The 21,473-nt window shown below is 40.7% G+C and carries 17 protein-coding genes, 2 tRNA genes and 2 rRNA genes; 9 read left to right on the plus strand and 12 right to left on the minus strand.

Going from position 1 to position 21,473, the window contains the following annotated elements; all coding sequences use genetic code 11:
- Positions 1 to 25 precede the first annotated feature (25 nt).
- The 4 genes from F938_RS19645 to F938_RS19660 form a co-directional block, all read right to left on the minus strand.
- Positions 26 to 2,916 (minus strand): 23S ribosomal RNA (locus tag F938_RS19645).
- Between the two features lie 357 nt (positions 2,917 to 3,273).
- Positions 3,274 to 3,349: transfer RNA gene (locus tag F938_RS19650), tRNA-Ala, on the minus strand.
- Positions 3,350 to 3,393: 44 nt separating this feature from the next.
- Positions 3,394 to 3,470: transfer RNA gene (locus F938_RS19655), tRNA-Ile, on the minus strand.
- Between the two features lie 59 nt (positions 3,471 to 3,529).
- Positions 3,530 to 5,068: ribosomal RNA gene (locus F938_RS19660) — 16S ribosomal RNA — on the minus strand.
- Together the 16S and 23S rRNA genes with 2 tRNA genes alongside form the textbook arrangement of a ribosomal RNA operon.
- A gap of 167 nt (positions 5,069 to 5,235) precedes the next feature.
- Here F938_RS19660 and F938_RS23990 point away from each other — a divergent pair.
- Positions 5,236 to 5,562 carry a hypothetical protein gene (locus F938_RS23990; RefSeq protein ID WP_005034533.1) on the plus strand — a complete coding sequence of 109 codons (327 nt, stop codon included), beginning with the start codon at positions 5,236 to 5,238 and terminating at the stop codon, positions 5,560 to 5,562.
- A 235-nt stretch (positions 5,563 to 5,797) separates the two neighbouring features.
- Here F938_RS23990 and F938_RS19665 read toward each other — a convergent pair whose 3' ends face one another.
- Complete coding sequence (locus F938_RS19665; RefSeq protein ID WP_026040263.1) at positions 5,798 to 6,424, minus strand: TetR/AcrR family transcriptional regulator; 627 nt, start codon at positions 6,422 to 6,424, stop codon at positions 5,798 to 5,800.
- 86 nt (positions 6,425 to 6,510) lie between these two features.
- On the opposite strand from F938_RS19665, the gene F938_RS19670 reads away from it, so the two are divergent.
- Positions 6,511 to 7,722, plus strand: coding sequence for an oxygenase MpaB family protein (locus tag F938_RS19670; RefSeq protein WP_005034537.1), 1,212 nt, complete (start codon positions 6,511 to 6,513; stop codon positions 7,720 to 7,722).
- 24 nt (positions 7,723 to 7,746) lie between these two features.
- On the opposite strand, the gene F938_RS19675 is transcribed toward F938_RS19670, so the two are convergent.
- From F938_RS19675 to def, 5 genes are all read right to left on the minus strand, one after another.
- Positions 7,747 to 8,916, minus strand: coding sequence for a hypothetical protein (locus F938_RS19675; RefSeq protein WP_004831943.1), 1,170 nt, complete (start codon positions 8,914 to 8,916; stop codon positions 7,747 to 7,749).
- Between the two features lie 94 nt (positions 8,917 to 9,010).
- Entirely contained in the window at positions 9,011 to 9,253 is a 243-nt protein-coding gene (locus F938_RS19680; RefSeq protein ID WP_005034540.1) for a DUF4199 domain-containing protein, read from the minus strand.
- Between the two features lie 25 nt (positions 9,254 to 9,278).
- Positions 9,279 to 11,363, minus strand: coding sequence for a TonB-dependent copper receptor (locus F938_RS19685; RefSeq protein ID WP_005034542.1), 2,085 nt, complete (start codon positions 11,361 to 11,363; stop codon positions 9,279 to 9,281).
- Positions 11,364 to 11,445: 82 nt separating this feature from the next.
- The gene (locus F938_RS19690; protein ID WP_370469256.1) at positions 11,446 to 11,949 is read right to left on the minus strand and encodes a DUF2946 family protein; all 504 of its coding nucleotides are present in this window, start codon (positions 11,947 to 11,949) and stop codon (positions 11,446 to 11,448) included.
- Between the two features lie 68 nt (positions 11,950 to 12,017).
- On the minus strand, positions 12,018 to 12,548 hold the full coding sequence (gene def / locus F938_RS19695) for a peptide deformylase (RefSeq protein ID WP_004831951.1): 531 nt from the start codon (positions 12,546 to 12,548) through the stop codon (positions 12,018 to 12,020).
- Positions 12,549 to 12,671: 123 nt separating this feature from the next.
- Here def and F938_RS19700 point away from each other — a divergent pair, with 123 nt between their 5' ends.
- Genes F938_RS19700 through F938_RS19710 form a run of 3 tightly spaced genes read left to right on the plus strand, consistent with a single transcriptional unit; the run spans position 12,672 to position 15,591 of the window.
- Positions 12,672 to 13,823, plus strand: coding sequence for a LysM peptidoglycan-binding domain-containing protein (locus F938_RS19700; protein ID WP_005034545.1), 1,152 nt, complete (start codon positions 12,672 to 12,674; stop codon positions 13,821 to 13,823).
- A 23-nt stretch (positions 13,824 to 13,846) separates the two neighbouring features.
- Positions 13,847 to 14,974 carry a DNA-processing protein DprA gene (gene dprA, locus F938_RS19705; RefSeq protein ID WP_005034547.1) on the plus strand — a complete coding sequence of 376 codons (1,128 nt, stop codon included), beginning with the start codon at positions 13,847 to 13,849 and terminating at the stop codon, positions 14,972 to 14,974.
- A gap of 47 nt (positions 14,975 to 15,021) precedes the next feature.
- The gene (locus tag F938_RS19710) at positions 15,022 to 15,591 is read left to right on the plus strand and encodes an L-threonylcarbamoyladenylate synthase type 1 TsaC (protein ID WP_005034549.1); all 570 of its coding nucleotides are present in this window, start codon (positions 15,022 to 15,024) and stop codon (positions 15,589 to 15,591) included.
- 430 nt (positions 15,592 to 16,021) lie between these two features.
- On the opposite strand, the gene F938_RS19715 is transcribed toward F938_RS19710, so the two are convergent.
- Both F938_RS19715 and F938_RS19720 read right to left on the minus strand, forming a co-directional pair.
- The gene (locus F938_RS19715) at positions 16,022 to 16,921 is read right to left on the minus strand and encodes a DMT family transporter (protein ID WP_004831959.1); all 900 of its coding nucleotides are present in this window, start codon (positions 16,919 to 16,921) and stop codon (positions 16,022 to 16,024) included.
- Positions 16,922 to 17,077: 156 nt separating this feature from the next.
- On the minus strand, positions 17,078 to 17,722 hold the full coding sequence (locus tag F938_RS19720) for a TetR/AcrR family transcriptional regulator (RefSeq protein ID WP_005034551.1): 645 nt from the start codon (positions 17,720 to 17,722) through the stop codon (positions 17,078 to 17,080).
- 140 nt (positions 17,723 to 17,862) lie between these two features.
- On the opposite strand from F938_RS19720, the gene F938_RS19725 reads away from it, so the two are divergent.
- The 4 genes from F938_RS19725 to F938_RS19740 all read left to right on the plus strand — a co-directional run bounded on the left by F938_RS19725 (position 17,863) and on the right by F938_RS19740 (position 21,272).
- Complete coding sequence (locus tag F938_RS19725) at positions 17,863 to 19,107, plus strand: MFS transporter (RefSeq protein WP_005034553.1); 1,245 nt, start codon at positions 17,863 to 17,865, stop codon at positions 19,105 to 19,107.
- 11 nt (positions 19,108 to 19,118) lie between these two features.
- Positions 19,119 to 19,865 carry a helix-turn-helix domain-containing protein gene (locus tag F938_RS19730; RefSeq protein ID WP_005034555.1) on the plus strand — a complete coding sequence of 249 codons (747 nt, stop codon included), beginning with the start codon at positions 19,119 to 19,121 and terminating at the stop codon, positions 19,863 to 19,865.
- Between the two features lie 183 nt (positions 19,866 to 20,048).
- The gene (locus F938_RS19735; RefSeq protein WP_005034558.1) at positions 20,049 to 20,573 is read left to right on the plus strand and encodes a hypothetical protein; all 525 of its coding nucleotides are present in this window, start codon (positions 20,049 to 20,051) and stop codon (positions 20,571 to 20,573) included.
- Between the two features lie 153 nt (positions 20,574 to 20,726).
- Positions 20,727 to 21,272 carry a glutathione peroxidase gene (locus tag F938_RS19740; RefSeq protein ID WP_004831969.1) on the plus strand — a complete coding sequence of 182 codons (546 nt, stop codon included), beginning with the start codon at positions 20,727 to 20,729 and terminating at the stop codon, positions 21,270 to 21,272.
- The last annotated feature ends 201 nt before the right edge of the window (positions 21,273 to 21,473 follow it).

Raw genomic sequence — 21,473 nt, forward strand, 5'->3', positions numbered from 1 at the left:
TCACATACAACTGCTTGGGTGTTGTATAGTCAAGCCTCACGAGCAATTAGTATTGGTCAGCTTCATGCGTCACCGCACTTCCACATCCAACCTATCAACGTCGTAGTCTTCAACGGCTCTTTAGAGGACATAAAGTCCTAGGGAAATCTTATCTTGAGGTAGGCTTCCCGCTTAGATGCTTTCAGCGGTTATCCCTTCCGAACATAGCTACCCGGCGATGCGACTGGCGTCACAACCGGTACACCAGAGGTTCGTCCACTCTGGTCCTCTCGTACTAGGAGCAGATCCTCTCAAATTTCCAACGCCCACGGTAGATAGGGACCGAACTGTCTCACGACGTTCTAAACCCAGCTCGCGTACCTCTTTAAATGGCGAACAGCCATACCCTTGGGACCTGCTTCAGCCCCAGGATGAGATGAGCCGACATCGAGGTGCCAAACACCGCCGTCGATATGAACTCTTGGGCGGTATCAGCCTGTTATCCCCAGAGTACCTTTTATCCGTTGAGCGATGGCCCTTCCATACAGAACCACCGGATCACTAAGACCTACTTTCGTACCTGCTCGACTTGTGGGTCTCGCAGTTAAGCGCGCTTTTGCCTTTATACTCTACGCGTGATTTCCGACCACGCTGAGCGCACCTTCGTACTCCTCCGTTACTCTTTAGGAGGAGACCGCCCCAGTCAAACTACCCACCAGACATGGTCCTCGTCCCGGATAACGGGACAGAGTTAGAACCTCAATATTACCAGGGTGGTATTTCAAGGATGGCTCCATAGCAACTGGCGTCGCTACTTCTAAGCCTCCCACCTATCCTACACAAGTAAGATCAAAGTTCAATGTCAAGCTGCAGTAAAGGTTCACGGGGTCTTTCCGTCTAGCCGCGGGTACACCGCATCTTCACGGCGATTTCGATTTCACTGAGCCTCTGCTGGAGACAGCGCCCCCATCATTATGCCATTCGTGCAGGTCGGAACTTACCCGACAAGGAATTTCGCTACCTTAGGACCGTTATAGTTACGGCCGCCGTTTACTGGGGCTTCGATCAAGAGCTTCGCTTACGCTAACCCCATCAATTAACCTTCCAGCACCGGGCAGGCATCACACCCTATACGTCCACTTTCGTGTTTGCAGAGTGCTATGTTTTTAATAAACAGTTGCAGGGGCCTGGTTTCTGTGGCTGCCAATAGCTCAAGGAGCAAGTCCTATCACCGTCAGCAGCGTACCTTCTCCCGAAGTTACGGTACCATTTTGCCTAGTTCCTTCAGCAGAGTTCTCTCAAGCGCTTTGGTCTACTCGACCTGACCACCTGTGTCGGTTTCGGGTACGATTCCTGTGTAACTGAAGCTTAGAGACTTTTCCTGGAAGCATAGTATCAGCCACTTCACGAGTAAACTCGCTTGCTATCAGTTCTCAGCATAGAGCACCCCGGATTTGCCTAAGATGCATGCCTACAACCTTCCACCTGGACAACCAACGCCAGGCTGACTTAACTTTCTCCGTCCTCTCATCGCATTACACAGAAGTATTGGAATATTAACCAATTTCCCATCGACTACGCCTCTCGGCCTCGCCTTAGGGGTCGACTCACCCAGCCCCGATTAACGTTGGACTGGAACCCTTGGTCTTTCAGCGAACGGGTTTTTCACCCGTTTTGTCGTTACTCACGTCAGCATTCGCACTTCTGATACCTCCAGCATGCTTCTCAACACACCTTCATCGGCTTACAGAACGCTCCCCTACCACGTATACAATGTATACATCCGCAGCTTCGGCATATAGTTTTAGCCCCGTTACATCTTCCGCGCAGGCCGACTCGACTAGTGAGCTATTACGCTTTCTTTAAAGGGTGGCTGCTTCTAAGCCAACCTCCTAGCTGTCTATGCCTTCCCACATCGTTTCCCACTTAACTATAATTTTGGGGCCTTAGCTGGCGGTCTGGATTGTTTTCCTCTTGACTACGGACGTTAGCACCCGCAGTCTGTCTCCCGGATAGTACTCATAGGTATTCGGAGTTTGCATCGGTTTGGTAAGTCGGGATGACCCCCTAGCCGAAACAGTGCTCTACCCCCTATGGTATTCGTCCGAGGCGCTACCTAAATAGCTTTCGGGGAGAACCAGCTATCACCGAGTTTGATTAGCCTTTCACCCCTATCCACAAGTCATCCCCTGGCTTTTCAACGACAGTGGGTTCGGTCCTCCAGTTAGTGTTACCCAACCTTCAACCTGCTCATGGATAGATCACCCGGTTTCGGGTCTATACCCAGCAACTAAACGCCCTATTAAGACTCGATTTCTCTACGGCTCCCCTATGCGGTTAACCTTGCTACTGAATATAAGTCGCTGACCCATTATACAAAAGGTACGCAGTCACCGAACAAGTCGGCTCCCACTGCTTGTATGCATGCGGTTTCAGGATCTATTTCACTCCCCTCACAGGGGTTCTTTTCGCCTTTCCCTCACGGTACTGGTTCACTATCGGTCAGTCAGGAGTATTTAGCCTTGGAGGATGGTCCCCCCATATTCAGACAAGGTTTCACGTGCCTCGCCCTACTCGTCATCATTATATGTGCACTTTCGTGTACGGGACTATCACCCTCTACGGTAGCACTTCCCAGAGCTTTCCGCTAATACACATATAACTTAATGGGCTGATCCCCGTTCGCTCGCCGCTACTGAGGGAATCTCAATTGATTTCTTTTCCTAAGGGTACTGAGATGTTTCACTTCCCCTCGTTCGCCTCGCATGACTATGTATTCATCATGCGATACCTACCTTATGGTAAGTGGGTTTCCCCATTCAGAAATCTCCGGATCACAGGATATTTGCCGCCTCCCCGAAGCTTATCGCAGGCTATTACGTCTTTCATCGCCTCTGACTGCCAAGGCATCCACCACATGCACTTAATTACTTGACTATACAACCCCAAACAGTCGTTAATCCCTACAAGGAGGATCAACAATGTGGATTTAACCACTTCTATTTGTTGCTTGTGAACTTAATCACTGTACAGCTTCAATTTAATTCATATACCAAAACGCTTGATTCAGTTTTATCGCTAGTTCTCATTTCATTCCGCTTTAACAATTGCTTGTTAAGCTTCATAAAACGAGTTAAACAATTATTTCAACTCAAATATATTCTGTTAATGATTCACTACCGCCTCGTCAGCAAGTAGTTCACTGTGATAAATCACAGAAGTTAATAAACTCTATAAACTTCAGTTCATTAATTTCTATAATCAATCTTTTTTAATCAGGTAACTGCGTAGTAGTGGTGGAGACTAGGAGAGTCGAACTCCTGACCTCCTGCGTGCAAAGCAGGCGCTCTACCAACTAAGCTAAGTCCCCAGCTTAAGATCTTAATATATCTGCTCTTCTGTGTTCAGTAGACTTGGTGGGTCTGACAAGACTTGAACTTGTGACCCCACGCTTATCAAGCGTGTGCTCTAACCAACTGAGCTACAGACCCTCAGATACATCAATGAAGAACAACTTGTTGTGGATTCTTACCAATCGTCAATCTTTCGTTAAGGAGGTGATCCAGCCGCAGGTTCCCCTACGGCTACCTTGTTACGACTTCACCCCAGTCATCGGCCACACCGTGGTAAGCGTCCTCCTTACGGTTAGACTACCTACTTCTGGTGCAACAAACTCCCATGGTGTGACGGGCGGTGTGTACAAGGCCCGGGAACGTATTCACCGCGGCATTCTGATCCGCGATTACTAGCGATTCCGACTTCATGGAGTCGAGTTGCAGACTCCAATCCGGACTACGATCGGCTTTTTGAGATTAGCATCCTATCGCTAGGTAGCAACCCTTTGTACCGACCATTGTAGCACGTGTGTAGCCCTGGTCGTAAGGGCCATGATGACTTGACGTCGTCCCCGCCTTCCTCCAGTTTGTCACTGGCAGTATCCTTAAAGTTCCCATCCGAAATGCTGGCAAGTAAGGAAAAGGGTTGCGCTCGTTGCGGGACTTAACCCAACATCTCACGACACGAGCTGACGACAGCCATGCAGCACCTGTATGTAAGTTCCCGAAGGCACCAATCCATCTCTGGAAAGTTCTTACTATGTCAAGACCAGGTAAGGTTCTTCGCGTTGCATCGAATTAAACCACATGCTCCACCGCTTGTGCGGGCCCCCGTCAATTCATTTGAGTTTTAGTCTTGCGACCGTACTCCCCAGGCGGTCTACTTATCGCGTTAGCTGCGCCACTAAAGTCTCAAAGACCCCAACGGCTAGTAGACATCGTTTACGGCATGGACTACCAGGGTATCTAATCCTGTTTGCTCCCCATGCTTTCGTACCTCAGCGTCAGTATTAGGCCAGATGGCTGCCTTCGCCATCGGTATTCCTCCAGATCTCTACGCATTTCACCGCTACACCTGGAATTCTACCATCCTCTCCCATACTCTAGCTTCCCAGTATCGAATGCAATTCCCAAGTTAAGCTCGGGGATTTCACATCCGACTTAAAAAGCCGCCTACGCACGCTTTACGCCCAGTAAATCCGATTAACGCTCGCACCCTCTGTATTACCGCGGCTGCTGGCACAGAGTTAGCCGGTGCTTATTCTGCGAGTAACGTCCACTCATCTTGGGTATTAACCAAAAGAGCCTCCTCCTCGCTTAAAGTGCTTTACAACCATAAGGCCTTCTTCACACACGCGGCATGGCTGGATCAGGGTTCCCCCCATTGTCCAATATTCCCCACTGCTGCCTCCCGTAGGAGTCTGGGCCGTGTCTCAGTCCCAGTGTGGCGGATCATCCTCTCAGACCCGCTACAGATCGTCGCCTTGGTAGGCCTTTACCCCACCAACTAGCTAATCCGACTTAGGCTCATCTATTAACGCAAGGTCACAAGTGATCCCCTGCTTTCCCCCGTAGGGCGTATGCGGTATTAGCATCCCTTTCGAGATGTTGTCCCCCATTAATAGGCAGATTCCTAAGTATTACTCACCCGTCCGCCGCTAGGTCAGTTACCGAAGCAACCTTCCCCGCTCGACTTGCATGTGTTAAGCCTGCCGCCAGCGTTCAATCTGAGCCATGATCAAACCCTTCAGTTAAAATCATTAGTGACTTAAGGTCACAATTCTGGCTCATCAATTACTGACAAATTCTCTCAAATAAACTTCGAGTAATTTAAACCAATCAATCAATGATAATATTTCGATCAATCAATCAGTAAAAATCCACACAAGTTGTTCTTCATATTCTCTTAATGATCTTCTTCATGCTTCGTCAGCATCAAGCTAGGTCGGCTATATTACTCTCTATCTCTAGAAAGTCAACTGTGATTTCAAATTATTTTTTAAACTTCCTTTCTAAAACCCAACTTAATCAATTCAACCAAGTCATTGTTTTATCAGAAGTTTTAATCTTCATCACCGCCGATGGATGTGCATTCTACAGCATTCCTAACCTAACACAACCCCCTTTTTTAATTATTTTCTTAATTTCGCTTTGTTTGCCTATTTATTCCCCTAAATCTGGCTTTTTTATTAAAAAAATGCATTTTTGGTTTAAAAAACACACAGTGAATATGATTTTAATTCGTTAGTCTCCTTGAGCACTCCTCTTCAGTTCAACAGCATCACTCGAATTTTCATCTCGATCATTATTATTTCTTGTTCTATACCTACCTATGAATCAAAATCACAATAATCTGCTGAATGACTATCTCTACTTACTCTACTTACATATGAGGACACGTGTGGAGATGGTGATAACCAAACAATCCGTTCTTTCACATATCTATTGACATTTTGGACTGACGTTTTGGTTCGCCTTTTATTTTAGGCTTGGCTTTGAGATTGCACGATGTTGGTATCTTGTTCCAAATAAGCCAAGATCATTAAGGTTAGTTCTTTTTTAAGCTGTTGCTCTGAAATTAGAAAGTTATTATGGCTTACATAGCGCATCATAGTAAAAAGCGTACTGTTAATAATGACGAAAGACTTATTCTTAAGCACTTCAAAACTCCAATCCTTAAAAAAGCGACTGAATACATATAAGCCGACTTCATAGAAGTGCTTTTCTAAAACTTTTGCAGCTTCTGAATTGTTATAACCATGCCAATGTTTCAACACCTCTATAAAGAAACCACCATCAGCTTTCATCATGTCAAAACCGAATTGAATACTAAGCGGTATGATTTCATTTAAACTTAAACCTTCTTGGCTGATGGCAATTTGTTTAAGTGCAAGTCCGAGCTGCTCGCTTTTACGGCGTAGCAACTCCTGAATGATTTCTTCTTTATTGCCAAAATACTGATATATCGATCCGACACTGACACCTGATTTTTCAGAAATTTTAGGTGTGGTGACATTTAGCAAACCGTGTTCAGCAATACACAATTGTGTTGCTTCTAAAATGCTATCTACAACATTTCGAGCACGTTGTTGTTGGGGTTGTTTTCTCATTGGCATATTCATCCCGAAATGCGAATTGAATACGAATAATTATTCATATTAGAGTTTGACTAAACAATAATCAGGTCAAACGAAAAATGCAAACCTTAGTTAAGCCACAACGACTTGCACCCTATGAAAAAATGTCACGAACTAATCTCAAGACTAGAATTTTTCATTATTTTACAGAACAACCTCTACAGCCAAGTTATGCCGAGTATTTATCTTTAAACGATGCGCTACAAACGGGTGATAATGCAATGGATCAAGTTATGGATTGGGTCATGACCAACCCTAGACAAAATCGCAAGCTTTTTGAAGCGGCGTTGTATCAAGGTTTAGATAAACTTCCTCATGATATTCCAGTGCTCACTGATTTTTTTAAAATTGTCGAGCATGCACCGAGTTGGCTGGATTCAGCCAAAATTGAAACAGCAATCAAATTCACGCATCGTTTAGGTTCCAATGGAACTTTTATTCTACGTGATCTCGCTTTAATGACAGGTTATCAATACCCCGGCTTTAACCAACCACTTATTCAGACTGGGGCTTTGCATAAATATGCAGGAAAACGTTTAGCAGAAACGCATAAGTGGTGGTTAGATGTCAATCAACTGAATAGCTTCTCACGTTTTAACGATGGCTTTACCTCGACGATTTATGTTCGGTTCATTCATTCTCTTGTACGTTATCAGTTGAATAAGTCAAAAGATTGGGATCACGAGATTTGGGGCACACCCATCAATCAATATGATCAAGCCATGACCAATATTGCCTTTAGTGCGGTGCTTCTGATCGGTGTGAGAGCCATTGGTATTTTTCCAAGCAAAGCTGAGTGCGATGCCTTGATGCATTTTTGGAAGTACGCGGGTTGGTTAATGGGAATAGATGAAAAATGGTTAGTCAATAAAGAGTCTGAAGCGTGGAAATTATTACAGTGGATGAATTATGCGCATCCCAAAGTTGATGAAAGCAGCAAAGCTTTAGCCGTCAGTTTATCCAAAGAACCTTTTGAGCGGCACTATAAATATTTCAATAGATTTTTACAAAGAAAGGCTTATCAAAACCATTTAGACATTACTCAGTTTTTTATTGGGCAACGTAAAATGAAAAATCTAGGACTGAAACCGCGTACGCTGGCATGGTATCCATTGTATTTAATTGCTAAAAATACATTGGTTTATCGTGGCGCAAAACATATCCCTAAACTTGATCAATATTTGCAAGAAAGTGGTCGTGCCAAACAAGAATATGCCCTAAGCCTCTATCAAAATGCAGGAAAGCAACTCGCGAGTATGCATCAGTCATGATTTGAAAAGTTAAGGTGTTCAGCCTTAACTTTGTTTTTCCAAGCGGTGTTTATAGATATTAAGTACAACATCACTAAATTCATTCAGCACATAGCGTGTCCATAAATCCGCATACCAATTCACTTCAGTTGATAAACGATAATCGATCGTTAATACCATTTTCGTTTGCTGTGGACTAATGGCTTCCAGTTGATAGTCTGTTGTTAACAAATTGAAATATGCTCCACCAATTTTCAAATGATCATCTAAAGATCCTTTGGGAAAGGATTCCTGATTAAAAACATAAGTCCAAGCCAACTGCGTTGGTGCATGAGACTGAGTGATTTTTTCTTGGAAATGAATACCGCGTTGCCAATAAATTTGACGAATCAAGCCATTATCTGTTTGCTCAGTCATTCCAGAAATTGGTTTTGGAAAACCCATTAAAAAAATTGGACTAAATTTTATTTCGCTGGACTGAATCTGTTGGATATTATTAATCGATGCAAAAACATCTTGAATAGGTGCATTAACAATAATTTCTTGACGTGTTACACCATTATGATACTGAGAGAAATCAGGTAATAGTAACAAGCCTAGCAAAGGTAAAAGTACAATAGAGTAAACTTTATTATATGGCTTCCATAAACGTCGACATAAAAAATGCATGCATGTCGCACCTAAAGTCGAACAGAGGAAAAATATCGGCGCTGCCATGATCAGACAAATGCCACCCTCTCTTAAAATGACTACACCAACAACAATGATCCCGAATAAAATATAAATTTGCTGAAGAAATGTTTGTTTTAACGAATTTGGAGATTTTAAAGATTTCACATACTCCATGATCGCACCCAGACTAAAAGGTAAGAATAGTAGAAATGCCACTGTCAACATTTTCTCTGAACTTAAAGCAATCAGTGAGATGATTAAAAAATAACAAAGCACAATACAAAGCAAAGGTAACCAACGAATAAATGCTGTTCTTGCAGGATATTCCTGAAGAATTTTCATACTGGGTTGATGAAATACTCTACAAATTAATTTTCGATCAGGTTGTACAATGGTCTGATAAATACGAATTTCGTCAATTCCTTCAATTTTTAGTCGTTCTCTAAATATTTGTTCAAACGCTGTTGTCCACTCTTCATCCGCGATGGAAACTTCGCCATATTGTTTAAAAATATCAAGATAAGCTTCTATTTTTTCATTCATTTCTAATTATCTTTACTGTTTGACCCTATTTTAAATATCTGTAATTAAAAAGGAAGTCCTCAGACCTCCTTTTTATTTTAAGATTTTCACATCATCAATGATTATGCTTTGGCTCTGAAGCTGAATGCTGTATATTTTGCATATCTTCATGACTCATCTTAGACATGTCGTGCTGTTCAGCCGCTTTCTGTTTTTGACTTGGCATATAGTCAGGTTCATTGGTAATCGCCAAATAGAAGATTCCCATGAAAATGCAGCTTAAAATAATTGCGATGACTAGCAACTTCCATCCCCAAAATGACTTTTCTGGCGATAACTTATTACTGTCGTTACTCATATGACATCCTCATATTTCGGTAAAATTAAAATTTCATGCTCACGCGCGCCCAATAGTTACGCCCAGTATTATTAAATTGCTGTGTGCCGACTTGACCATCAGCGCCAACACCTAACTTATTCAAATGTTCGGTATAGGTTTTATCGAATACATTATCGACACCAACAGACAAATTCAGATTTTTTTGAATGTTGTAAGAAGCATTTAGAGCCAAAGTGGTAAAGCCTTTGCTTTCACCTGTATCATAACCCACGATATTACCTTGGTTTAGGCTAATACGATCTTGTTTTGCCACAGCACGCCATAACAATCCAAAAGAATATTGATCTTGCACATATCGTAAGTTTAAACGTCCTTCTAATGGTGCAATTTGTGGTAATGCTTGATGTGTGTCGGTATTTTCACCCCATGCATACATTGCACTAAGATCAGCTTGAATGGCATCAGTAAATTGGTAACCTACCCCAGCTTCTGCACCTGCAATGGTTGCATCGACATTTTTTGCACCCGCACTAAATGATGAACCATGACTATGCCCATCCATTCCACCTGTTGGATGATTATGATAACTCAATAAAATAAAGTCATTAATCAACCCAGCATAAGCTGATGTCCATGCGCTGAAAGGACCATGTTGGTATTGATAACCAAGATCCAACTGTAAAGTTTTTTCAGTATCTAAGCCGTTAAAAGCATTAGGTGTACCAGGATTACCATGAGCTGAACTAAAAAGCTCCCAATAATCTGGAACACGTTCCACATAACCTAAACCAATATAAGACTTGGCATTATGTTCAGGATGCTGACCTTCTAAACGTATAAAGGCACTTGGTAATGTTTTATCTAACTCAAGATTAAGCCCTTTTGCTTTTGATTCTGCTCTTAAATCCTTTACATTCACTTGATCTAAACGAGCACCTGTCACCAACTTGTAGGCATCATTAAACTGATAGCCTAACTCACCAAATGCACCATAAGACTGAAATTTCATATTAAGCGCAAAAGGCATATTCATTTTTGGAGACACCATATCTCCACCATGCTTATTAAATTGTGAATCTATCCCTGTAATTAAACTTAACTTATCCCATTCACTGGTCATGGCTAAACGGCTATTTAAAGTACGGCGTGTCACCTCCATATCGGAATGATTTAACACCATCTCATGTTTGTTATTCATAACCAATTCAGGACTTGGCTTACGTAAACTATAATTATCCATAATATGGTCGTTATAACTATAATTAACCTGCCCTTCGAGTTTTTTAATCACAGGGCTCAGATTTTTTTTCTCAAAACGTAGACCAAGGCTTTCACGAGCAAACTGCGAGCCATCCATGGTTCGACCGGCATATTCAGCCTCACCATCTGCTTTACCGCCTGTTAGTTCAACCCAAGTATCCTCATTGGGTGTCCATCCCAGAGCCAAGTCCGTATTCCAGCGCTCCCAAGAAGATGGAACTTTATGACCATCACCATCTTCATAGCTATTGGATTCAGAACGGTTGGCATTGACACGTAAATATTTTTTACTGTCGCCAACAGCAGCTTCAATGTTGTGGTCCAAACGCCCAAAAGATCCGACCAAAACACTGGCTTGACCGAGATAGTTTTTCTCATCAGTCAATGTTGGTTTCTGACGCTCAAAAATGACAGTTGCTGCTGAACCTGTATTGGCATATTGAACGGTTTGTGGTCCTTTCACGACTGAAATTCGATCAAAGCTTTCAGGTTGAATATATGATGTTGGTGCATCCATTCGTGCAGGGCATGCGCCTAAGTTTTCTGTACCATCTGTCAATATTTTGATTCGTGTACCAAACATGCCACGGAACGTAACATCACCATTGGTTCCACCACTTTTAATGGCGTTAAAACCCGCGATACTTTGTAGATAGTCCGCACCATCTGTTGCAGGTACAGGCTGAATTGGCTGTTTAGGATCAGCATGAACAATCAATCCGTTGGCGTCATTATTGAGCTGAGCTGTCACAACAATCGGTGTGAGTTGAGCAGTTTCCTGCTGATCTTGAGCAAAAGCGGTTACTGAATAACAAGCGATAGAAATCGCAGCCGCTAAGGGCTGTAAAAAAAATTGAGGTTGAGCCATTTTCTTTCTCTTAAATCATAAATATGAGCTGCGACAAAGCAGCATCAGGACCTCGACAAAAAGTTCCTAAAAAAGTTTTGATTTAAGCGAAAACGGGCGGAGCGCGTCCTTGAGGAAGTAAAAATAAGCGTTGCAGGACAAAATAAACATGTCGAAATGCTTTTTGAAATGCAACCAGACGTACTTGGATACGATCTAAGATTTCTTTGACTTCAAGTTCTGGAGGTAAAACCAGATTGCCATAGACTGTACAGTATTGGCATTGGTGACCTGCATCATGATGATGGCTTGTCTGTTCTTGTACAGCAGGCTCATGATGTGCCATCAGATGCTGATGACCCGAAGCCTCCTGCGTCAAAGAAGCCGAATGATGTTGATGATGAGTACTTTGTTGATGTTTCTCATAAAAGTGACTTTGCACTAAAGCTTGAGTAATAGTTTCACAGACCGGCGCAATTTGATATTGCTTCGGTAGCAAAGGCTGTAAAAATACAGCAATCTGTAAAAAAACTGCGGTGAAACCCAGCAGTAAACCTATTCTCAACAAAACGTTCGTCTCAACATTTTTCGAGCCAGAGTATAACAAAGCCCAAACAAAATTGGGCTTTGTATTGAAGAAAAATTCAAGAAACTTTTAACTTTCAATTCTCTATATCAACGTTTTGCAGGAACTTTCTGCTTTTCACGTTGACGCACGACTTTTTCAACTTTTTCACGTGCACGTTGACGCTTCAACGGAGATAAATAGTCAACAAATAACTTACCGTTTAAGTGGTCCATTTCATGTTGAATACACACAGCCAATAATTCATCCGCTTCAAGCTCAAAAGCTTTACCATCAAGGTCAATTGCTTCGATTTTAACTCGTGACGGACGCTCAACTTTATCGTATATTTGGGGAACAGAAAGACATCCCTCTTCATAAGAGAATGTTTCTTCTGTAAGTGGTGTTATTTTGGGGTTAATGAACACCATAGGTTGGTCTTTATTTTCAGACAAATCCATGACGATAAGTTGAATATGTTGATCGACCTGTGTAGCAGCCAGACCAATACCTGGCGCTTCATACATGGTTTCAAACATGTCAGCTGCTAATTGACGAATTTCATCAGTTACAGCATCGACAGGTTTTGCAATGGTACGTAAACGGGGATCAGGAAAACTTAAAATTGGTAATAAGGCCATACTGTATCCTCTGTTGCTATGCCATTGATCTTAAAACTAAATGAAGAATATGCTTCATTAAAAAAATGTGTGTAATATGCGTATTATAACGCATATAGAGACATAATTTTAGGAATTATGATAATGAAAAAGGTTTTAACTGGCATAACAGGTTTTCATGCCAAGGGGTTCAAGAAACAGTTACTTGCTGTGACACTATGTTTAAGTGCAGGATTCACTTACATGGAAATGACACATGCAAGCCCAAATGTTAATCCACCTGCACTCAAATCCAGTGCACCCAATGTTTATGTGGTGAAACGTGGTGATACCTTATGGGATATCGCAGGGAAATTTTTAAGTAAGCCGTGGCGTTGGCCTGAAATCTGGGCAAGCAATAAACATGTTAAAAATCCACACTGGATTTATCCTGGCGATAAATTACTGTTATGTACTTTAGATGGTCGTCCATTAATCGGCGTGGATGAAGGTGATGGTTGTGAGGGTATTATTCGTCGTCATCAAGGTGGAACATCTTTACGTCCACAAGTACGTGTGGAGTCATTAAACAGTGCAATTTCGGTGATTCCTCTATCTGATATTCAACCGTGGCTAGAACACAGCATTGTCATCAGTCCTGAGTCTTTACAAAATATTCCTTATACCATTGGTGCTGCTGATAATCGTGTGATTACGGGTGCTGGTCAAACCGTATATGCACGCGGAAATGGCTTAGTGGTAGGTCAGCGCTATGGCATTTACCGCGAAGGTAAACCTTATATGTTCCTCAATGCGGAAGGTAAAAAGTTTAATGCGGGACTGGAGTTATCTGAAGTTGCTTCAGCAATCGCAACGGCGGGTGAAAATGATGTCACCACACTTGAATTGACCAAGAGCTACAATGCCGAAGTTCGTAAAGGTGATTATGTTCTTCCTAGCTATGATGCAGAACTACCGAGCTTGTTCTATCCAACCACCACTAATGAAGTGAGTACTGGTGGTAAAGTGGTGCGTGTCCAAGGTTCGATTGGTACAGCAGCGCAACACAGTGTGGTCACTATTGATCGCGGTAACTTACAAGGTGCGAAACCTGGACAAGTATTTAGTATTTATCAACAAGGTGAAGTTGTTCGTGATCCAAAAACCAAGGAATCGGTAAAATTACCAAGTCAGCAAATTGGTACACTGATGATTTTTAAAAGTTTTGATCATCTGAGTTATGCTTATATTTTAGAAAGCAACTTACCGATTAAAATAGGTGCTGAGATCAAACCACCTGCGATTACAGATCAGTGATTTTTCAGTAATGTGATGTAAATATGTTGAATCAAATACCCGATCATCAATTGAATGCCATTCAACTTTGGTATTTGGTTCAACACTCAACCAGCGCCTTCCGTAAGCTAGAGAGTTATTTTGGTTCTATTGCAAAAGCGGTAGCTCCAGAAAGCTTACCCCGCTGGTCTGAACTTAAAATTCATAAAAATCATATCGAGCGAGCCAATGTCTTTGTAACAGCACAAGGACAATCCCAATTTAAAATATGCTTAGATAAAATCCAACAACATAGTGATTTTATTCTGTTAGATACCGATTCAAATTACCCACAACAACTGCTTCCTTATCAAAACCATCCTCCAATTTTATTTGGAAAAGGGTCTTCACAAAACTTGAGTCAACCTCAGATTGCAATTGTCGGTAGTCGAAAAGCCAGTCCGCATGGAAAACAAGTGGCATATGATTTTGCTTATTATTTAAGTGAAAAAGGCTTTTTTATTACCAGCGGGTTAGCGCAAGGAATTGATGAAGCTGCACATATGGGTGGTCTCAAAAACCAGCGAACCATTGCTGTGATTGGTACAGGGTTAGATTTAGTTTATCCAAGCCAAAATCGAAAGTTACAAGAGCAAATTCTACAAAATTCTGGAAGCATCATCAGTGAGTATCTTCCAGAGACTCAGCCTATTTCACGTAATTTTCCTTATCGAAATCGTATTGTGAGCGGTTTAAGTCTAGGTGTTCTTGTCGCAGAAGCACAATTGGGTAGCGGCTCATTAATTACCGCTCAAACGGCGGCTGAACAAGGTAAAATTATTTTTGCCATTCCTGGGCATATTTATGGAGAACACCACCAAGGTTGCCATCAACTCATTCGTGAGGGTGCAATCCTTGTTGATCATCCTGAACAAATTGTGGAAGATTTAGCTCTACCCACCCAATGGCAATGTACACAGCAAGCTGAAACCAACTCACAGCCCCCTGAAATTCCTGAATATTTATTCCAACTCTACCAATTACTAGATTGGATTGGGCAAGACCTAGATACATTGGCTCAAAAATCCAAACTCAACACCGCACAATTAACCAGTTATTTGATGGAATTAGAACTGTTGGGACTCTGCATTCAACAATCTGGACTATACTTACGTTGCCGAGTCAGCTATTAAGGTTCACAATAGCCTTCTATTTTTTCGAACTGACAAGGTGAACATCAATGATTACAACCTCAGTTGCTGAAGCTGCACAAATTCTTCAACAAGGTAAAGTATTGGCTTATCCAACAGAGGCGGTATGGGGTCTAGGTTGCGACCCATTTAATGAACATGCATTTTTAGAAATTCTTAGACTCAAGCAACGCCCTATTGAAAAAGGGGTCATCTTACTGGCAGGTCAGCTTTCGCAAGTTGAACATCTACTAACAAATGTAGACTCAAGTATTCGTGAACAAATCATACAATCTTGGACTCAACGTTCTCACACGGAACGAGCGACAACATGGTTACTTCCAGCAGACGAACAGATTCCACAATGGATCAAAGGTCAACATACACAAGTCGCTGTTCGAGTCACCAATCACCCATTATGTACAGCTTTGTGCAATGCATTTAATGGTTTTATTGTTTCAACCAGCGCCAATCCTGCAAGTTTAACACCAGCTCGCTCACTACAAGAAGCCAGTCACTATTTTGGCTCAGAATTGAATTATTTAAATGGTGATTTAGGTTTAAGCCGAGAGCCAAGCAAAATTATTGATGCCTCAACTGGGCAAATCATTCGTGATTAATCAGAAATATCTCAATCAACACGTCATCTTTTGTGAAAATTGACATTAAAAAAAGCAAAAAAAAACTCAGCCATATATAGGGTTGGCTGAGTATAAAAAAGGATGCGGTTAATCACATCCAGAGGGTATGATGAATTTGATAAATACAGTGTAAGCCAGTTTCATTAAGAAATTCTTAATTGGCTCGATGAAAAATATTATCCTATAAATATTTTTCGAATACAAACATATTATTCCGCCTATTTTTTAATCATACTTTATAATCAGCAATTGATTACAAACTCGCAATATATTTAAGTAGTTAAATTTATTTTATTATTTAAGATTTTGAACGCTAAATTCTTAATTAAAAATAATTTTTGAGTGAATTTAATACTGAATCAGAACACAAAATAGTTGATTAATCGTATAAATTTCACTCATTTTAAATTTAAGATGCAGAAATAGATTTACTTTTTTTGACACTATGTGACTTTTTTTGTGCCAAAGCAATACCGACCAAAATGATGATTCCACCAATTGTATGATAAATCGTCCAATCTTCATGTAACCAAAAATACGCAATAATGGCGGTAAATACAGGCATTAAGTTCATAAAAATACTGGTTCGATTTGGACCCAAATATTGAACCGCCATCATCCAAAGTAAAGGTGCGATCAGGGATGGGAATGCACCTGCATACAGCACACTGGCAACATTACTCGCATTTATCGTATCGATCCCTAAATAAAATACAAAAGGTAAGTGATAAATCAAAGTAAATGCGATTTGTACATATAGACTCAGGAGTAAGGGCACTTTTAATTGCCATTTCTTTAAAAATACGCCATAAAAGGCATAAAAGAACACAGCTAAGACCATGATCAGATCACCAGAATGACCTGCCAATTGAGTCAAATTAGCAAAATCTCCACGCCCGATCACATACACTAATCCTGCAAAAGACAATATGCTCCCGATCACTGCATAGCGATTTGGAATTTCACGCAACAACATCATCGATACCAGTATCGTAAATACTGGAATAAAGGCATTGATAATCCCCATATTCGTTGCAGTGGTGTAATGCGCCGCACTATATGCCAAACCTTGGTACAAGAACATCCCAAAAGCACTCAGTACGGCAAATTGAACAAAGTGTTGACGGATTAAATCCCGTTGCTGCCAGACCTTAGACAACATAAAAGGAGTCAAAAGAATAAATGCCACCAACCAGCGATAAAAACTAATACTGACAGGTGAAATATAATCTGTGACATAACGTGTCACTGCAATATTGAGTGACCAGATCAAGACAGCGATAATGGGTAAACTGACTGCCCACCACATAGGTTTCGTGTTGGTGTACATAACTTCCACTATTCATGAGAACTTGCAAGAATTATCAATGAAGTCTGAATCAATTTAAATATGGCATTTCAGACATCTATAGGGTTTTTCAGACAAATCACTGTAAGGTATTGATATTACCGAATATTCTCAAACCTAAAATAAGTCCCAAGTTTTTATTGCCAGTGCCACCACATTTTGCAACTGTTTTAACCCCACACCATCACGAGCTTGCATGGTTAAACCTTGGATCACCGTAGAATAATAATCTGCCATTGCTTGTAAATCAGCTTGTGGATTTAGATCACCATCTTTTATCCCTTGCTCTAAGCGTTGATAAATTCTTTCTTTGACTTGCTGTCTTTTGAGTAGTAAATCATGTTGAATTGGCGCATGTTCTTGAGAACAATTGATGGTTGCTGTCACCAACATACAGCCTGTTGGTTTATTCTGTTGAACAAGTTTTTTAAGATTTTCATGCAGATAAAGTTCAATCGCAATTTTTGCGGTCTTGGCTTGTTGAAAAATAATATCTAGTGAACAAGCCTCATGTTTTAAGTAATAGGCTAAACAGGCATAAAAAAACTGTGATTTATCACCAAAACTACTGTAAATACTCGGTGCAGTAAGATTGAGTGCTTTGGTTAAATCACTCATCGATGTCGCCTCATAACCAAATTCCCAGAACAACAACATCGCTTTGTGCAATGCCTGTTGCTCATCAAAACATTTGGGGCGACCACGTCCGCGTTTAATCACCTGTTTTTCCGCGACTAAATCATGCTCTTCAGAATCCGCCATAATCTTCACACATATTTTTATAACAAACATTATTAAATTAATTGACAGCTAAGAATTAATCAAATATTTTATTTTTATAACGATCGCTAATCAATTAAAACTCCCTCTCACATTCTCATGCTTTCATCAGGACTATATTCATGAACATGATGCAATCAGAAATTTCGCAACAACCTTCATCAGAGGTTGCCCCCAGTAATCAAGGCAGTTGGCTAGCACTGCTTACCGTTGCTGTCACTGCTTTCGCTTTGGTCACCAGCGAATTCCTTCCTATTGGTGTTCTGAATAGCATTTCTACAGATTTGCATGTCTCTGTGGGTACAGCAGGGTTAATGATTACATTACCAGGCATCATGGCAGCCTTAGCGGCTCCATTGTTACCCGTACTGGTAAAAAATTTAGATCGACGTTATTTGCTACTCGCCCTTGCTGCAACCATGGTTATTACCAATGCCATTACTGCAATTGCACCGAATTTTGAAATTTTATTAATCAGCCGTTTTATTCTTGGTTTTGCCATTGGTGGCTTCTGGGCAACTGCCATTGCTTTAAGTGGTCGTTTAGCTCCGAGACACCTGCCTATTGCCAAAGCAACAGCGACGGTTATGGCTGGTGTAACTTTAGCGACTGTACTTGGTGTGCCAATTGGCACATGGCTCAGTGATGCTTATGGTTGGCGTACATCATTTGCCATTACCGCTGTCATTGGATTTATTGTGTTGTTGCTGGGTGTCAAATTTATCCCGAGTCTAAAACCAGAATCAGCCATCCATTTTAAAGATTTACCTGCTCTATTAAGAATCAATAAAGCCAGACAAGGTTTAATTATTATCTTATTAATTGGTTTAGCTCACTTTTCTTCATTTAGTTATCTCACACCATTTTTCAAAAATTCAGCAGGTTTTGATAATGCAACCATCAGTTCACTCTTGTTACTATTTGGTGTAGCTGGCGTATTTGGGAATGCGTTTGCTGGTTACAGTGGTAATTTAAATGTTCGCTATACTTTTGCCTTTGTCGCAATTTGTTTTGGAATTGTGTTCTTCGGCTTCCCACTCTTGGCAATTCAACCGATTGGTGCATTTATTCTGACTGCGCTGTGGGGTTTTGCATTTGGTGCGTTTCCAACAACAGCCAATATATGGATGTTTTTACATGCGCCTCATGCAGTTGAAAAAGGCATGCCTTTATTTGTTGGTTTTTTCCAAGTAATGATTGCAACAGGTGCTTTGATCGGCGGCTATATTGTTGATCATTTTAATGCCAACATTTTATTGTATAGTGTACTTAGCTTTATTCTTTTAGCCTTTATTTCAATTTTCACTTTGAGTCGAGGCTTAAATAATCCAAAAACTGAAACCAATGCTATGCAATGTGAGAGTTAAAACTTTTAACCATGTATTCCAATCTGATTTCCGTAGAAGAATTTTTCTATCAGAAACATGATGTCGTCACCCCTCATTGTAATTTATGGGGTGACTTCAATTTAAGCCTAAATGGTACTTTAGAGCTGACAGTTGCAGATCAAACTTATTTATCACCGCCCAGTTATGGTTTATGGATTCCCCCGCAAACTGAACATTGCTGTACAGCGGTCGATGATTTATTAACACATTATATTTGTATCCGTCTTCATCCGCAGCTTTGCCAACAGTTGTCAAGCAACACACAAACATTAAGTATTCGACCATTTTTGCGTCATACCATTGAAGAAATTTTGGATCAGCAAAAGCAAGGAATTCCTTCTCCAACATATCATCAACACCTATTACAACTGTTGGTTGATCAAATTCAAAATAGCCCCTGTTATGAACACTATTTACCGCAAACAAATCATCCCATTTTAAAGCCAATTCTTGAACAGCTTTCAGATACCCAACAATTTAACCGCGGCTTACAGGAAATTTTAGATAGCTTTCAAATTACTGAACGACACGCACTTCGACTCAGCCAAGATTCGCTAAAACTGTCTCTGTCTGAATGGCGCAATCGTGCCAAAATCATTCATGCTATTTCACTGATTCAACAAGGTTTTTCAGTGAAAAAAATCAGCCTAGAATTGGGATACCAACACACTTCTAGCTTTATTGAATTTTTTAAACGTTATACACAGCAGACACCTGCTCAGATGCGAAATATTTAGATTAGGACCTCTTTTGAGTGACAATTTTCACTTTATTGCTAAGCTTATGTACAAAAATACTATAGAAAATTGCCTTAAAATTGTGCATTTTGCATCTTATGCTCAAAATTAAGCATATAACTTTATGAATATGTAGACTTAGGGTCAGGTTCTTAAGAATTTTAAATAATGAAGGGTTTTATAATGAAAAAATTACTACTTGCTACGCTATGTGCTTCAGCATTGGCTTTAACTGCGTGTGACAAAAAACCAGCAGATGCTACGTCTGGTACAGACAGCAAACCAGCTGCTGCGGCTGTTTCACTCAGCACCAACAATACTGCGGATATCAAAAGTGACTTAACTGCACTTCAAACAATGTCTACAGCGAAAGCAAAAGAAGCATTAAACTTCCAAACTGAAGTTATGCAAGCTGCTCAAAAAGGTGATAAAGATGCGCTGAAAGGCGTTGTTGATAAAATGAAAACTTATGTTGATGGCTTCAACAAAGACCTTGATGGTTTAGCACTTAAGAGTACTGAAGTTGCATCAGTACGTGACAAAATGAAAGAATCAAACAACCTAGGCGTTGAAATGTCTGAAGCTGGTTTAGCAAGTTCACCAGATCCACAAAAAATTATGGAACTTCAAAAGAAAGGTACTGAGTTACAGCAAAGCCTGTTAACTGAAATGCAAGCGCTTCAAACGAAAGCCAATGCTGCACCATAATCAATTCAATTTGATTCATGCTAAAAGCAGGTCTCTTGATCTGCTTTTTTTATTTGCACTTAGATACAAATGCAACTTGCCGAAATCATGCAATATCGTTAAAACATTAAACATATTTTTCTACTTGAAGACTTAATGTTTAAGGATAAAGCCATGAGCAATTCTGTATACGATATTCCAGTCAATACCATCAAAGGTGAGCCAGTTACCTTGAATCAATATCAAGGTAAAGTCCTGTTAATTGTCAATGTTGCTTCTAAATGTGGGCTAACGCCACAATATGAGGGGCTTGAAAAACTTTATACCGAAAAAAAAGATCAAGGATTTGAAGTTTTAGGCTTTCCTGCAAATAACTTTCTTGCTCAAGAACCCGGTAGCAATGATGAGATCGAGCAATTTTGTTCATTGACCTACAATGTCGACTTCCCACTTTTTGCAAAAATTTCTGTGGCTGGCGATGACAAGCACCCGCTCTATGATACTTTAATTCATTCAATTCCAGAGCGAATTGGTGAAGGTCCATGGTGGAAAGATTTAGTCGATTACGGTTTAACGCCAAATCCTAAACCAGAAGTGCTTTGGAACTTTGAGAAGTTCTTAATTGGAAAAAATGGTGAAATTGTGGCACGTTTTGCACCAGATATTACTGCTGATGACCCACGCATCACTTCAGCAATCGAAGCTGAATTGGCTAAATAACAACACAACTTTAAATAACAGCGCAACTTGATACTAAACATCGTAAATTGATGCTCTAAAGACTTTAGCCTCATTTTATAGAACATTCGATACTCACGATTAAATAAGCGTACGAGTGCAACCATTGCACTCGTATTTGACTCTTTTAAAGAATTGAATGGTTCACGTTACAGTCTGTATGCCCTTTGCAACAATCCTCAA

Source organism: Acinetobacter bereziniae LMG 1003 = CIP 70.12 (genome assembly GCF_000368925.1).
Lineage (GTDB): Bacteria > Pseudomonadota > Gammaproteobacteria > Pseudomonadales > Moraxellaceae > Acinetobacter > Acinetobacter bereziniae.